Source organism: Streptomyces sp. NPDC047042, from assembly GCF_040644035.1.
GTDB lineage: Bacteria > Actinomycetota > Actinomycetes > Streptomycetales > Streptomycetaceae > Streptomyces.
Map to the genome: position 1 here is coordinate 164,821 of NZ_JBEYVP010000008.1, position 14,106 is coordinate 178,926.

Annotated in this window: 12 protein-coding genes; 11 read left to right on the forward strand and 1 reads right to left on the reverse strand. The window is 69.5% G+C overall.

Features of this window, described 5'->3' with window-relative positions; genetic code table 11:
• The first annotated feature begins 67 nt into the window (after positions 1-67).
• The 11 genes from ABZ855_RS11300 (at position 68) to ABZ855_RS11350 (ending at position 11,897) form a co-directional block, all read left to right on the forward strand.
• The gene (locus ABZ855_RS11300; protein WP_360804562.1) at positions 68-1,327 is read left to right on the forward strand and encodes an MFS transporter; all 1,260 of its coding nucleotides are present in this window, start codon (positions 68-70) and stop codon (positions 1,325-1,327) included.
• Positions 1,328-1,336: 9 nt separating this feature from the next.
• Positions 1,337-2,698 carry a Pup--protein ligase gene (pafA, locus tag ABZ855_RS11305; RefSeq protein WP_360804565.1) on the forward strand — a complete coding sequence of 454 codons (1,362 nt, stop codon included), beginning with the start codon at positions 1,337-1,339 and terminating at the stop codon, positions 2,696-2,698.
• A 130-nt stretch (positions 2,699-2,828) separates the two neighbouring features.
• Positions 2,829-3,833 carry an FKBP-type peptidyl-prolyl cis-trans isomerase gene (locus ABZ855_RS11310; RefSeq protein WP_360804568.1) on the forward strand — a complete coding sequence of 335 codons (1,005 nt, stop codon included), beginning with the start codon at positions 2,829-2,831 and terminating at the stop codon, positions 3,831-3,833.
• Positions 3,834-3,930: 97 nt separating this feature from the next.
• Positions 3,931-4,302: an FKBP-type peptidyl-prolyl cis-trans isomerase gene (locus ABZ855_RS11315; RefSeq protein WP_319207805.1), complete on the forward strand. Its 372-nt coding sequence runs from the start codon at positions 3,931-3,933 to the stop codon at positions 4,300-4,302.
• Between the two features lie 200 nt (positions 4,303-4,502).
• Positions 4,503-5,456 (forward strand): WYL domain-containing protein, encoded by a 954-nt coding sequence (locus ABZ855_RS11320; protein WP_360804571.1) that lies wholly within the window; start codon positions 4,503-4,505, stop codon positions 5,454-5,456.
• A gap of 16 nt (positions 5,457-5,472) precedes the next feature.
• Complete coding sequence (locus ABZ855_RS11325) at positions 5,473-6,585, forward strand: WYL domain-containing protein (protein ID WP_360804574.1); 1,113 nt, start codon at positions 5,473-5,475, stop codon at positions 6,583-6,585.
• An 11-nt stretch (positions 6,586-6,596) separates the two neighbouring features.
• On the forward strand, positions 6,597-6,887 hold the full coding sequence (locus ABZ855_RS11330) for a hypothetical protein (protein WP_360804904.1): 291 nt from the start codon (positions 6,597-6,599) through the stop codon (positions 6,885-6,887).
• A 274-nt stretch (positions 6,888-7,161) separates the two neighbouring features.
• Entirely contained in the window at positions 7,162-7,356 is a 195-nt protein-coding gene (locus tag ABZ855_RS11335) for a hypothetical protein (protein WP_360804577.1), read from the forward strand.
• A 258-nt stretch (positions 7,357-7,614) separates the two neighbouring features.
• Positions 7,615-7,899 (forward strand): Sec-independent protein translocase subunit TatA, encoded by a 285-nt coding sequence (gene tatA, locus ABZ855_RS11340; RefSeq protein WP_360804580.1) that lies wholly within the window; start codon positions 7,615-7,617, stop codon positions 7,897-7,899.
• A gap of 54 nt (positions 7,900-7,953) precedes the next feature.
• Positions 7,954-8,916: a twin-arginine translocase subunit TatC gene (gene tatC / locus ABZ855_RS11345; RefSeq protein WP_360804583.1), complete on the forward strand. Its 963-nt coding sequence runs from the start codon at positions 7,954-7,956 to the stop codon at positions 8,914-8,916.
• A 119-nt stretch (positions 8,917-9,035) separates the two neighbouring features.
• The gene (locus tag ABZ855_RS11350; RefSeq protein WP_360804586.1) at positions 9,036-11,897 is read left to right on the forward strand and encodes a DEAD/DEAH box helicase; all 2,862 of its coding nucleotides are present in this window, start codon (positions 9,036-9,038) and stop codon (positions 11,895-11,897) included.
• Positions 11,898-12,342: 445 nt separating this feature from the next.
• On the opposite strand, the gene atzF is transcribed toward ABZ855_RS11350, so the two are convergent.
• The gene (atzF, locus tag ABZ855_RS11355; protein ID WP_360804589.1) at positions 12,343-14,022 is read right to left on the reverse strand and encodes an allophanate hydrolase; all 1,680 of its coding nucleotides are present in this window, start codon (positions 14,020-14,022) and stop codon (positions 12,343-12,345) included.
• Between the last annotated feature and the right edge of the window lie 84 nt (positions 14,023-14,106).

The window sequence follows — 14,106 nt, forward strand, 5'->3', positions numbered from 1 at the left end:
CGGGCGACGTTATACGTACAACTTCCGGCGTCGCGGGTGACGGGGCGGGTGACGGGAAGGGCTGGTCATGGCGGCGGGATACCTGGAGATCCTCAGGGCACGGCATGCGGTGCGGCTGCTCGTGGGCACCCTGGTGGGCCGGTTGCCGAACGCCACCGCGGCCATCGCGATCGTGCTGTTCGTCCGGGCCGAGGGCGGCACCTACAGCCTGGCGGGCGGTCTCGCGGCGGTGTACGGGGTGGCGAACGCCGTGGGGCAGCCGCTGCTGGGGCGGCTGGTCGACCTGTACGGGCAGCCGCGGGTCCAGTTGTCGACGGCGATCGTGTCCGCGTTCGGTATGGGGGCGTTCGCGTTCGCGGGGATCGATCCGCTGCCGGTCTCCTATGCCGCTGTGGCGGTCGCCGGGCTTTTCACGCCTCCGTTGGAGGGTGGTCTGCGGGCGTTGTGGCCGTCCGTCCTCCGTAAGGAGGAGCAGGTGCACACGGCGTACGCGATGGACGCGGTGGCGCAGGAGGTGATGTTCACGGTGGGGCCGTTGCTGGTGACGCTGTGCGCGTCGCTGTGGTCGGCGCAGGCCGCGTTGCTCGTGCTGAACGTGATCGGGGTCCTGGGGGCCCTGTCGGTGGTGCTGTCGCCGCCTTCGCGGGCGTGGCGTTCGGCGCCGCGTGAGGCGCACTGGCTGGGTGCGCTGCGCTCGCCGGGGCTGCTGGTGATGCTGGGGGCGTTCCTGTTCGTGGGGATCGCGATGGGGTCGATCACGGTGGCGTCGGTGTCGTACGCGGACGATCACGGCGGGGACGCGGTGTACGGCTGGCTGATGGCGGCCGTGGGGCTGGGTGCGCTGCTGGGTGGGACGGTGTATGGGGCGCGGCGGTGGAGTGGGCCCGCGGAGCGGCGGCTGACGGTGCTGGTGGGGCTTCTGGCGGTGTGTTACGTGCCGTTGACGTTGATGCCGGGTGCGGTCGCGATGACGTTGCTGATGGTGCTGGCGGGTGTGTTCCTGGCGCCGGCTCTCGCGTGTGTGTTCGTGCTGGTGGATCGGCATGCCCCGCGGGGGACGGTCACCGAGGCTTTCTCCTGGCTTGTGACGACGTTCACCGTGGGTGCGTCGCTGGGAACGGGCCTGGCGGGGCCGGTCGTCGAGTGGGGCGGAACGCTGTGGGGGTTCGTCGTGCCGGGTGGTGCGGGGGCCGTGTCGTTGCTGGTTCTGCTGGTCACCGGGCGGGTGCTGGCGGCTCCCGCGGGGGGTGCGGTGGTTGCGGTCTCATCGGAAAATGATCCAAACCGTGCTGCCGGATCCCGTTTCAGCTCGGGGGATCGGGCGTAATGTTCAGTCATGGACCGCCGCATTTTCGGGCTGGAGAACGAGTACGGCGTCACGTGTACGTTCAGGGGACAGCGGCGTCTGTCTCCCGACGAGGTGGCTCGGTACCTCTTCCGCCGTGTCGTGTCATGGGGCCGTAGCAGCAATGTCTTTCTGCGAAACGGCGCACGCCTCTATCTTGACGTGGGCTCACATCCGGAATACGCGACACCGGAATGTGACAACGTGACGGAACTCGTCACCCACGACAAGGCCGGCGAGCGCATTCTCGAAGGACTCCTGGTGGACGCCGAACGACGCCTGCACGAGGAAGGAATCGCGGGCGACGTCTACCTCTTCAAGAACAACACGGACTCGGCGGGCAACTCTTACGGTTGCCACGAGAACTATCTGGTGGCCCGGCACGGGGAGTTCTCCCGGCTCGCGGACATCCTGATTCCGTTCCTCGTCACCCGCCAGTTGCTGTGCGGTGCGGGCAAGGTGCTGCAGACGCCGCGCGGTGCCGTGTACTGCGTGAGTCAGCGGGCGGAGCACATCTGGGAGGGCGTCTCCTCGGCGACGACCCGGTCCCGGCCGATCATCAACACGCGTGACGAACCGCACGCGGACGCCGAGCGTTACCGTCGGCTGCATGTCATCGTCGGCGACTCGAACATGTCCGAGACGACGATGCTGCTTAAGGTCGGTGCCACCGACCTCGTGCTGCGCATGATCGAGGCGGGCACGGTGATGCGGGATCTGACCCTGGAGAACCCGATCCGGGCGATCCGCGAGGTCAGTCACGACATCACGGGCCGCCGCAAGGTGCGGCTGGCCAGTGGCCGGGAGGCCTCGGCGCTGGATGTGCAGCGCGAGTACTACGAGAAGGCCGTGGACTTCGTCGAGCGGCGCGGGATCCGTACGGGCACGGTCGAGCAGGTGCTGGAGCTGTGGGGCCGGGTGCTGGACTCCATCGAGGCCGAGGATCTGGACCGGATCGGTACCGAGATCGACTGGGTGATGAAGTACCAGCTGATCGAGCGGTACCGGGCCAAGCACAATATGACGATGTCGCATCCGCGCGTCGCTCAGATAGACCTCGCCTATCACGACATTCACCGCAGGCGGGGTCTTTACTACCTGCTCGAGAGGAAGGGTCAAGCGGCGCGGATCTGCAACGACTTGAAGATCTTCGAGGGCAAGTCGGTTCCGCCGCAGACCACTCGGGCGCGGCTGCGTGGTGACTTCATCCGGCGGGCTCAGGAGCAGCGTCGTGATTTCACGGTCGACTGGGTGCATCTGAAGCTCAACGACCAGGCGCAGCGCACGGTGTTGTGCAAGGACCCGTTCCGCAGTGTCGACGAGCGGGTGGAGAAGCTGATCGCCGGTATGTGAGATTTGCGGCCGGATGTCATTCCGGAACGCAACACGGGCGCCGTACGTTTTCGGTACGGCGCCCTTCGCACGCCGTAGAGTTGCGCGCACGCCAGCAACACAAGATCGACACCGATACGAGGCTTTCACCGTGCGCCGACGCTCAGTTCTCCTTGCCGTACCTGCCGGACTTGTCACGCTCGCCGGATGCGGCGACGACAAGTCCGACAAGAGCAAGGCCAGTGACAGCAGCCCGTCCCCTTCGGCGTCGGGTCCGTCCGCCGCGCCCGCGCCGAAGATCGTGGACGGTCCGCTGCCGGCGGTCACCGCGGGGGCGAAGTTCGGCGAGAAGCCGACCGTGGCCAAGGGCAGCGGTGAACCCTCGAAGGATCTCGCCGTGAAGACGCTCCTCGCGGGCGGCGGCAAGACGGTCGCGGAGAACGACTACGTCGTGGCGAACTACCTGGGCCAGATCTGGGATTCCGCGAAGGTCTTCGACAACTCGTACGACCGGGGGACCGCGCTGGTCATCCAGCTCGCGCAGGGCAAGATCATCGACGGCTGGCGGTACGCGCTGACGGGGAAGAAGGCCGGCAGCCGGGTCGAGATGTCCATCCCGCCCACGTGGGGTTACGGCACGTCCGGCAACTCGCAGGCGGGGATCAAGGGCACCGACACGCTGGTGTTCGTCGTGGACGTCCAGGACACCTTCAACGCGAAGAGCTCGGCGAAGGGCAAGGTCGTCCCCCAGGACGACCCGGCTCTGCCGAAGGTCGGGACGAACACGGACGGCGCGGCTCCCTCGATCGAGGTCCCGAAGTCGGCGGCGCCGACGAAGCTGGTGGCGAACTATGTCATCGAGGGCGACGGCGAGGTGGTCAAGGAGACCGAGTCGGTCCTCGTGCAGTACAAGGGCGTGCTGTGGGACACGGGCAAGGAGTTCGACTCGTCGTACAACAACGGGCAGCTGGTCTCGTTCGGGCTGTCGCAGGTCGTCAAGGGGTGGGCGCAGGGGCTGACCGGCAAGAAGGTCGGCAGCCGTGTGATGATCTCGATTCCGCCGGCGCTGGGCTACGGCGACAACCCGCCGCAGGGCAGTGGTATCGAGAAGGACTCCGTACTGGTGTTCTCGGTGGACATCCTCGCGAAGATGTGACCCCTTCGGGGAGGTCGGCCTGGCGCGGGCGGCATGGCGCCGGGGATGAAAGACTGTCCTTGTTGCCTTTGTTCCATCACCAGCAGGAGCCTTAGACGTGAGCATCGAGAAGCCCGAGATCGACTTCCCCGAAGGCGAGCCCCCGGCGGACCTCCAGATCAAGGACATCTGGGAGGGCGACGGCGCCGAAGCGGTGGCGGGTCAGAACGTCACCGTCCACTACGTGGGTGTCTCCTTCAGCACGGGTGAGGAGTTCGACGCCAGCTGGAACCGGGGCACCCCGTTCAAGTTCCCGCTGGGCGGCGGCCGGGTCATCAAGGGCTGGGACCAGGGTGTGCAGGGCATGAAGGTCGGCGGCCGGCGTGAGCTGACCATTCCGGCCCACCTCGCCTACGGCAACCAGAGCCCCACGCCGGCGATCAAGCCGGGCGAGACGCTGATCTTCGTGGTCGACCTGATCGCGGTCTGACCGTCCGGTCCGATCGTCGTACGACAGTCGAATGGGATCGGGATCAGGTCGGATCGTCGTACGAGGTAGGTGCGGGGTCCGACCGGAGTCGATCATCCTGGGTCCATGCCTGTCCGGGCATGGGCCCTCGGCTTTTGCCGCGCCACTTCGGAGCGGTACGGTCATCCGTCGTAAGCACCATAGGAAGGCGAAGGGCGTCGATGGCCATTGCCAAGGCGGAGCGGCTGATGAATCTGGCGCTGTGTCTGCTCGGGACGCGCCGGCCGCTGAGCAAGCGCGAGTTGCGTGACTCCATCGAGGCCTATCTCGAAGCGGGCAGCGACGACTCCTTCAACCGGATGTTCGAGCGCGACAAGGACGATTTGCGCGAACTCGGTCTGGTCATCGAGACGGTGGAGAACCTCGATGGCGAGGTCGGCTACCGGGCCGGCCGGGACAGCAACCGGCTGCCGCCCATCACCCTCGACGCCGAGGAGGCCGCCGCCCTGGGCCTGGCCGCGAAGGTCTGGCAGCAGGCCCGCCTCGCCGGCGCGGCCAGCGGCGCACTGCAGAAGCTGCGCGCGGCCGGGCTCCCCGAGGACGTCGACCCGTACGGGGCCCATGGCGCCCTGGAGCCGCGCATTCCGGTGCACGAGGCCGCCTTCGAACCGCTGATGCTGGCCTGCCGGGACCGCCGCCCGGTCGTCTTCGACTACCGCAAGGCCAACGCCGCCCGCCCGGAACCCCGTCAGGTGGAGCCGTGGGCGCTGGAGTGCTGGCGCGGCCACTGGTATCTGGCGGGCTGGGACCGCGACCGGCGCGCCGAACGGGTGTTCAGGCTGTCCCGGATCACCGGCAAGGTCCGCAGCCGCAGCGCGAGTTACACCGCCGAGGTGCCCGATGTCGTCACGGTCCGCGAGACCGTCGCCAGCTGGGCGGGGGAGACCGCCGACCGGTCCGCGCTGATCCGGCTGCGCAAGGACGCCGGCTACCCCCTTCGGGCGAAGGCGTCCGCGGTGCGGGAACTCGGCGACGGCTGGGACGAGTTGGAGATTCCGTACGGGCATGGGCTGGACGCCTGGCTGGTGGAGTTCGGGCCGGACGTGGTGGTCGTGGAGCCGGCCGAGCTGCGTGCCGACGTGGTGGACCGGCTGCGTGCCGTGGCCAAGGGCTGAGGGGGAGCGCAAGCAAGTGGCAGGCAAACCGGCCAGGCCCGTGAACGCCATCGACCAGACGCGGCGCATGCTGTCCCTGGTGACGTATCTGCGCGAGCGGCCCGGCGCGCGCGTCGGCGATGTCGCCCGCGCGTTCGGGATCACCGAGGACGAGCTGGTCTCGGACCTGGACGTGCTGCCCATGTGCGGCACGAGCTTCCGGGGCGGCGATCTGCTCGACATCGACACCGACGGCGAGCGGATCTGGTGGCACAACCCCGCGGCCCTCGGCGAGGAGGCCGCCGAACCGCTCCGGCTGGCCGCCGACGAGGCGACCGCGCTCCTGGTGGCCGCCCGCGCGGTGTCCACGCTGCCCGGACTGCGCGAAAGCGACCGGCAGGCGCTGCTGCGGGCCACCGCCAAGGTGGAGACGGCGGCCGGCGAGGCCGCCGGGGCCAGCGCGCGGCTCTCGGTGACCTTCGAGTCGGAGGGCGGGGTGTTCGCGGACGTCGACCGGGCGATCTCCGAACGCCGCCGCCTGTGGATTCGCTATTACTCGCCCGCCCGCGACGAAGTCACCGAACGGGAGATCGACCCGATCCGCCTGGTCAGCGTCGGCCACACCTACGTCGAGGCCTGGTGCCGGCGCTCCGAGGCGCGTCGCACCTTCCGCCTCGACCGGGTCGCCGAGATCAGGATCCTGGACGAGCCGGCCGCCCCGCCCGAGATAGAGCTGCGGGATCTGTCGGAGGGGCTGGTGCAGCCGGCCGCCGAGGATCCCGAGGTCGTCGTCGAGGTCGGCCCGGGCGGACGGTGGGTCGCCGAGTACTACCCGCACGACAGCGCGGATGAGCTTCCCGACGGCGGGCTGCGTATCACCCTGCGGACCCCCGATCCGGCGTCGCTGCGCCGCCTGGCGCTGCGGCTCGGGCGTGACGGGCGCATCGTCTCGCCGCAGGACCTCGCGGACAGTGCCCGCCAGGCCGCCCAGGAGGCACTGGCGGCGTACGACGTCCCGTCGGCCGCCCCCGGGGCGCAGGCGGGCCCCTCCGGGGCACACGGGGCCCAGGACGGGCTGGTCCAGGACGGGCTGGTCCAGGACGGGCTGGTCCAGGACGGGCTGTACGACAGGCGGGAGCAGGGGCGTTGAGCGAGTCTCCGATGTCAGGTGTGCGGGACGGTGTGCGGGACATGACCGTGGCGGCTGCCTTCGCCGGTATGAGAAGAGTGGCTCCCGTCGTGTTTCGGGCCGCCTGTCCGGACTGTCGTGGCAACTTCGAGTTGACTGCGGGGGCTTTGCGGTTGGCGATCGGGGCGAGTAGTCGGACCACGTTCTACTCCTTCACGTGTCCTGACTGTGATGTGACCGTTCGTAAGCCTGCCGGGGAGCGGGTTGTCGAGTTGCTCACCGGGGGTGGGGTCAAGACCTTGCGGTTGGCGGGGCCGGCCTGAGGGGCGCTCCGCGGGGTCGGCGGGTCTGCTGGGGCGGGGTGGGGTTTTTCGCCCCCGCCGCCCCTACCCGTCCCATCCCTGGGGGCTGTGCCCCCAGACCCCCCTTACGGCCCTGAACGGGCCTCGTCCTCAAACGCCGGACGGGCTGGAAGTGCCGCTGGACGGGCTGGGAGGGTCGTCGACGGGCTGGAAGTGCCGCTGGACGGGCTGGGAGGGTCGTCGGACGGCTGGGAGGGTCGTCGGATGGGCTGATGGGACCGGCTAGTCTCGGGCTATGTTCTGGCCGATGTTCGCGATCGCTGTGGGGTTTTTGGGGCTTGTCGTTCTCGGGGTGCTTGCCGTTCGGGTTTTTCTGGAGGCGCGGCGTCTGGGGGTGCAGGTCGCGGACTCGGCTCGGCGGATCAATCGGGCCGCCGAGGATCTGGAGCGGGCCGCCGTGCATACGGCACGTTCCGTCGATGCGCTGTGACTGTGCGGCGGCAATTCTGTGAGTCCATGGGTTGATGTGTTTTGGGCGACTTCGCCCTGTCACCTTGTCGGGGTCGGCAGGTACGCTGCTGATCGCGGTCGGAAAACGAGGCCCGGACCGCAAACCGGGAGTACGCACAGGGATTGCCTCAGGTTTACCCCCGAGCGTTACGATCGCTGTGAACACGACGGTCGGACACCTGTCCGAACGATCGGACAGCACCCCCACCCAGCCGCCTCGGTGAGAAGGTAAAGACTTATGTTCGGAAGGCTCGGAGCTCCCGAGATCATTCTCATCCTCGTCGTCATCATCCTGTTGTTCGGCGCGAAGAAGCTTCCGGACATGGCGCGCTCGCTCGGCAAGTCCGCGCGCATCCTGAAGAGCGAGGCCAAGGCGATGAAGTCCGAGGGCCAGGACCCCGCCCCCGCCGCTCCGCCGCACACCGACGAGCAGCCCCCGGCACAGCGCACCATCCAGGCCGCCCCCGGTGACGTGACCAGCTCGCGCCCGGTCACCGAGCCGACGGACACGACCAAGCGCTGACGCTGACGCAAGGCCGGATCCCCTCCGGCCTGCCGCACGAGATGAGGACGTGGGTTGCTCAAGTCTGCCCGCAACAAGGAGGAGAAGGAGAAGGATCCCGAGGGGCGGATGCCCCTCGTGGAGCATCTCCGCGAACTCCGCAACCGGGTCGCGAAGGCCATGCTGGCCATCGTGATCGTCACGGTCGTGGCCGCCTTCTTCTACAACGACATCATCAACTTCTTCACCAAGCCGGTGCTCGACTCGGTCGGATGCCCGTCATCCTTCTCCGAGCTGGCGAAGCAGCAGAAGCAGGGGGACACCCCCTGCGCGCAGATCACGATCAACGGCCTGCTCGCGCCCTTCACGCTCGCGCTGAAGGTGTCGCTCATGGCCGGTGTCGTGCTCGCCTCGCCGATCTGGCTCTACCAGCTCTGGGCGTTCGTCGCGCCGGGTCTGCACAAGAGTGAGAAGAAGTACGCGTACGCGTTCGTCGCCTCCGGTGTCCCGCTGTTCCTCGGTGGCGCCTACTTCGCCTACCGGGTGCTCCCCACCACCGCGAAGGTCCTGATCGAGTTCACGCCGTTCGGCGTCGACAACCTGCTTCCGCTGGACGACCTGCTCGACCTCGTCACGCGCATGGTGATCGTCTTCGGTCTTTCCTTCGAACTTCCGCTGCTGCTGATCATGCTCAACCTCACCGGGATTCTCACCGGTAAGCGTATGGCCGGCTGGTGGCGCGCCATGATCATGGGCATCACGGTGTTCGCGGCGATCGCTACGCCCAGTACGGACCCGCTGACCATGATGGCGCTCGCGGGACCCATCTGGATCCTGTACTTCGGCGCGGTGGCCTTCTCGCTGGCGAACGACCGGCGCAAGCGTCGGCGTGACGAGGCCGGCCCCGGTGACGACGAGGCCTCCGACCTGGACCTTACCCCCGAGGACATCGGCGAGGTCGAGACCGTCTCCGCCAGCCGCGCCCTGCCCGAACAGGCGGGCACGGACCGGGTCAACGGCTACGACGACGTGACCTGAGGTTCGCCCCCAAAAAAACCTGACGCGGAAGCGGCCAGGGTGCCAACCCGGCGCCCCGGCCGCTTCCGCGTCTGCCTGAGCTGCGCGGATCCCGGGTTTACCAGGCATCGATCCGGATAATGATCGTCCTGTTGTCAGTGGGGGCCGGTAGTCTCGAAAGCACGATGACAGAGGACCTCTCCCCGGCCGAGCGGTATGCGGCAGCACGCAAGCGCGCTGTCGAGCAGGCCACCGCGCTCGCGTCCTTCCGCGAGATGTACGACTTCGGCCTCGACCCCTTCCAGATCGAGGCCTGCCAGGCGCTCGAAGCCGGGAAGGGCGTGCTGGTGGCCGCCCCCACCGGGTCGGGCAAGACGATCGTCGGCGAGTTCGCCGTCCATCTCGCCCTCCAGCAGGGCAAGAAGTGCTTCTACACGACACCCATCAAGGCACTGTCGAACCAGAAGTACTCGGACCTGTGCCGTCGTTACGGCGCGGACAAGGTCGGCCTGCTCACCGGCGACAACAGCGTCAACTCCGATGCCCCCGTGGTCGTGATGACCACCGAGGTGCTGCGGAACATGCTGTACGCGGGCTCACAGACCCTCCTGGGCCTCGGCCATGTGGTCATGGACGAGGTGCACTACCTCTCCGACCGCTTCCGCGGCGCCGTCTGGGAGGAAGTGATCATCCACCTTCCCGAGTCGGTCACCCTCGTCTCGCTGTCGGCGACCGTGTCCAACGCCGAGGAGTTCGGCGACTGGCTCGACACCGTGCGCGGCGACACCCAGGTGATCGTCTCCGAGCACCGGCCCGTTCCCCTGTTCCAGCACGTGCTCGCCGGACGCCGGATGTACGACCTCTTCGAGGAGGGCGAGGGCAGCCGCAAGGCCGTCAACCCCGATCTCGCCCGGCTCGCGCGGATGGAGGCCCAGCGGCCCTCCTTCCAGGACCGCAGACGCGGACGCGCCATGCGCGAGGCCGACCGTGAGCGGGAACGCAGATCGCGCTCACGCGTGTGGACGCCCGGACGCCCCGAGGTCATCGAACGGCTCGACGCCGAGGGCCTGTTGCCCGCCATCACGTTCATCTTCAGCCGCGCCGCCTGCGAGGCCGCCGTACAGCAGTGCCTCTACGCGGGACTGCGGCTGAACGACGACGAGGCGCGGGAGCGGGTGCGGGCCATCGTCGAGGCGCGCACCGCGTCCATCCCCACCGAGGACCTGCACGTCCTCGGGTACTACGAGTGGCTCGAAGGCCTGGAGCGAGGGATCGCGGCCCACCACGCGGGCATGCTGCCCACGTTCAAGGAGGTCGTCGAGGAACTCTTCGTACAGGGCCTCGTGAAGGCCGTGTTCGCCACCGAGACCCTCGCGCTCGGCATCAACATGCCCGCCCGCTCGGTCGTGCTCGAGAAACTCGTCAAGTGGAACGGCGAACAGCACGCCGACATCACCCCCGGCGAGTACACGCAGCTGACGGGGCGTGCGGGGCGGCGTGGCATCGACGTCGAGGGTCATGCCGTGGTGCTGTGGCAGCGCGGGATGAGTCCTGATCACCTCGCGGGACTGGCCGGCACGCGCACGTACCCGCTGCGCTCCAGCTTCAAGCCGTCGTACAACATGGCGGTCAACCTCGTGGACCAGTTCGGGCGCCACCGTTCGCGCGAGCTGCTGGAGACCTCGTTCGCGCAGTTCCAGGCCGACAAGTCGGTCGTCGGGATCTCCCGGCAGGTGCAGCGCAACGAGGAGGGCCTGGACGGCTACAAGCAGTCCATGACCTGCCACCTCGGCGACTTCGAGGACTACGCGCGGCTGCGCCGCGAACTCAAGGACCGGGAGACCGATCTGGCCCGGCAGGGCGCCGCCCAGCGGCGCGCCGAGGCCGCCGTCGCGCTGGAGAAGCTCAAGCCCGGCGACATCATCCACGTCCCCACCGGCAAGTACGCGGGCCTCGCCCTCGTCCTGGACCCCGGGCTGCCCGCCGGCCGGTCCAACGGCCACCGCGGGTTCGAGCAGCACGACGGCCCGCGCCCGCTGGTGCTGACGTCCGAACGGCAGGTGAAGCGGCTCGCGTCCATGGACTTCCCGGTACCCGTCGAGCCGTTGGAGCGGATGCGGGTTCCCAAGTCCTTCAACCCGCGCTCTCCGCAGTCCCGTCGCGACCTCGCCTCCGCGCTGCGCTCCAAGGCCGGGCACATCCCGCCCGAGCGGGCCCGCAAACAGCGGTCCCAGGCGGCCGACGACCGCGAGATCGCCCGGCTGCGCACCGCGATCCGCGCCCACGCCTGCCATGGCTGCAACGACCGTGAGGACCACGCGCGTTGGGCCGAGCGCTACTACCGGCTGCTGCGCGACACCTCGCAGCTGGAACGGCGCATCGAGGGCCGCACCAACACCATCGCCCGTACCTTCGACCGCATCGTGGCCCTGCTCACCGAGCTGGACTATCTGCGCGCCGACGAGGTGACCGAGCACGGCAAGCGACTTGCCCGGCTCTACGGCGAGCTGGATCTGCTGACGAGTGAATGCCTGCGCGCGGGCGTGTGGGACGGGCTGTCGCCCGCCGAACTCGCCGCGTGCGTCTCGGCGTTGGTGTACGAGTCCCGGGCGGCCGACGACGCGATGGCACCGAAGGTGCCCTCCGGCAAGGCCAAGGCCGCGCTCGGCGAGATGGTCCGCATCTGGGGCCGGCTCGACGCGCTGGAGGAGGAGTTCCGGATCACCCAGAGCGAGGGCGTCGGCCAGCGCGAGCCCGACCTCGGCTTCGCCTGGGCGGCCTACGAGTGGGCCTCCGGCAAGGGCCTCGACGAGGTGCTGCGCGAGGCGGAGATGCCGGCCGGTGACTTCGTACGGTGGTGCAAGCAGGTCATCGACGTCCTCGGGCAGATCTCGGCTGCGGCACCGGTCGTCGGCGGCGAGTCGTCGACGGTCGCGAAGAACGCGCGCAAGGCCGTGGAGGGGCTGCTGCGGGGGGTTGTGGCTTACTCGTCGGTGGGGTAGCCGCCGACGGTTCGGCGGGGTCGCCCCCGGCGGTTTGGCGGGGTAGCCCACCGGCGGATGGGTGGGTTGTGGTTTGGCTTGGTGGGGTTGGGCCCCGGTGGTTCGGTGGGGTAGCCCACCGGCGGGTCGGTGGGTGTGGTTCGGTTCGGTGGGGTCGCCCCCGGCGGTTTGGCGGGGTAGCCCACCGGCGGGTGGGTGGGTTGTGGTTGGGCTTGGTGGGGTTGGGCCCCGGTGGTTCGGTGGGGTAGCCCACCGGCCCGTCGGTGGGTTGTGGTTTGGCTTGGTGGGGTTGGGTTTGGCGGGTCGGTGGGTGTGGTTCGGCTTGGTGGGGTAGTCCCGGCGGTTCCGTGGGTTGTGTTTGGCGGGGCGGCCGGTTGGGCTTGGTGGGTGCGGGCGGGTTTGTTGTGGCTTCGCTCGCACCCCAGTAGTGGAGTCGCAAAGGCCGTCAGGGGCGGTTGTTCAGGTACGCGCGCCAGCCGCCGTACGTCGTGATGTCCTCGGCGCCGGCCAGGGCCGCCGGTTCGCACAGGAAGCCGGGTACGTGCGTGCCGTCGGCGAGTTCGAGGCGGCCCAGGGTCATCGGGCGGGGCAGGGCGGCGAGGAAGTGGCCGAGGCCTTCCGCGGGCAGGCGCCATACCTCGGCCTCGATGGCCGCTCCGCCGGTTCCCCCTTCGCCCACGTGCACCAGCCCCGGCTTCGGCGGGGTCGTCGGGAGGGCGTGCAGTCGGTAGACGGGGGCCGTCGTGGTCGTCCGCTCCAGTCGGGCGCCCAGGGCGAGGAGCTGGGGATTGAGCGGCTGGCCCGCGAGATGCGCGCCGACCACCGCCAGGCGGGCCTCGGGCTGGAACAGGCGGGCGATCGTGGCGAGCCGGTCGTCGGTGAACGCCGGGCCGATCAGCATCACGCCGAACGGGAGCCCGTCCACCTGGCCCGCGGGTACGGCCACCGCGGCCAGGTCGAAGAGGTTGGTGGAGTTCGTGAAACGGCCCAGCCGGGCGTTGGCGCCCAGTGGATCGGCGGCGACTTCGGCGAGGGTCGGGTGACCGGGGGCCGTGGGCAGCAACAGGGCGTCCGCGTCGGCCAGTTCGGTCAGTGCACGGGTGCGCAGGGCGGCCAGTCGGTCCTGGTCGGCGTAGAGCTGGTGGGCGGGGATGTCGCGGGCACGGGTGATGATGCCGGCGACGGTGGGATCCAGCGTCGCGCTCGCCTCACCTCCCTCGGCGAGCACCTTGTCGACGAAGGCGCCCACCGCTGTGTAGCGCTCGGCGACGAACGCGCCCTGGTACAGCATCTCGGCGGCCTCGGTGAAGGGCGTGAGGTCGAGGGTGCGGACCGAGACGCCTGTGGCGCGGAGGGCTGTCACGGCTGCCTCGTACGCCTGTGCCCAGCCCGGGTCGAGTTCGCCGAGCTGGGCGAGCGGCGGGACGGCCACCCGCCAGGGGCCGGGGGCGCGCTGGGGCAGGGGCGGCAGGTCACGGGCCGGCGGGGACACCATGTGTGCGAGTGCCCGCTCGGCCTCGGGGAGCGTACGGGCGAAGACGGTTACACAGTCGAGGGACGCGCAGGCCGGGACGACGCCGGTCGTGGGGACCAGGCCTCGGGTGGGCTTGAGGCCGACGATGCCGTTGAAGGCGGCGGGGACGCGGCCCGAGCCGGCGGTGTCGGTGCCGAGGGCGAAGTCGACGAGGCCCAGGGCCACGGCTGTGGCGGAGCCGGAGCTGGAGCCGCCGCTGATGCGGGTGGGGTCGTGGGCGTTGCGGACGGGGCCGTAGGGGGAGCGGGTGCCGACCAGGCCGGTGGCGAACTGGTCGAGGTTGGTGGTGCCGAGGAGGAGGGCGCCGGCGGCTCTGAGGCGGGCGATGACGGGGGCGTCGGTCTCGGGGTGGTAGGCGTAGGCGGGGCAGCCGGCGGTGGTGGGGAGGCCTTGGACGTCGATGTTGCCCTTGGCGGCGAAGAGGGTGCCGGCCAGGGGGAGGTGGTCGCCTGCGGCGAGGCGTTCGTCGATGTGGGTGGCTTCTGCTTCGAGGTCGGCCTGGGGGCGTAGGTCGATCCAGATTTCGGGGCGGTTCACTGCGGTGATGCGGGTGTAGGCGAGGTGGACTCGGGTGAGGGTGGGGGTGGGCATGGGGGCTCCTTGGGGTGTCTGTGCTTCTTTCGCCCCCGCCGCCCCTACCCGTCCCATCCCTGGGGGCTGCGCCCCCAGACCCCC

Coding starts and splice junctions, on each gene's coding strand:
- ABZ855_RS11300 (WP_360804562.1), top strand. CDS start 68: ATGGCGGCGGGATACCTGGAGATCCTCAGGGCACGGCATGCGGTGCGG.
- pafA (WP_360804565.1), top strand. CDS start 1,337: ATGGACCGCCGCATTTTCGGGCTGGAGAACGAGTACGGCGTCACGTGT.
- ABZ855_RS11320 (WP_360804571.1), top strand. CDS start 4,503: ATGGCCATTGCCAAGGCGGAGCGGCTGATGAATCTGGCGCTGTGTCTG.
- ABZ855_RS11330 (WP_360804904.1), top strand. CDS start 6,597: ATGTCAGGTGTGCGGGACGGTGTGCGGGACATGACCGTGGCGGCTGCC.
- ABZ855_RS11335 (WP_360804577.1), top strand. CDS start 7,162: ATGTTCTGGCCGATGTTCGCGATCGCTGTGGGGTTTTTGGGGCTTGTC.
- tatA (WP_360804580.1), top strand. CDS start 7,615: ATGTTCGGAAGGCTCGGAGCTCCCGAGATCATTCTCATCCTCGTCGTC.
- ABZ855_RS11350 (WP_360804586.1), top strand. CDS start 9,036: ATGATCGTCCTGTTGTCAGTGGGGGCCGGTAGTCTCGAAAGCACGATG.
- atzF (WP_360804589.1), bottom strand. CDS start 14,022: ATGCCCACCCCCACCCTCACCCGAGTCCACCTCGCCTACACCCGCATC.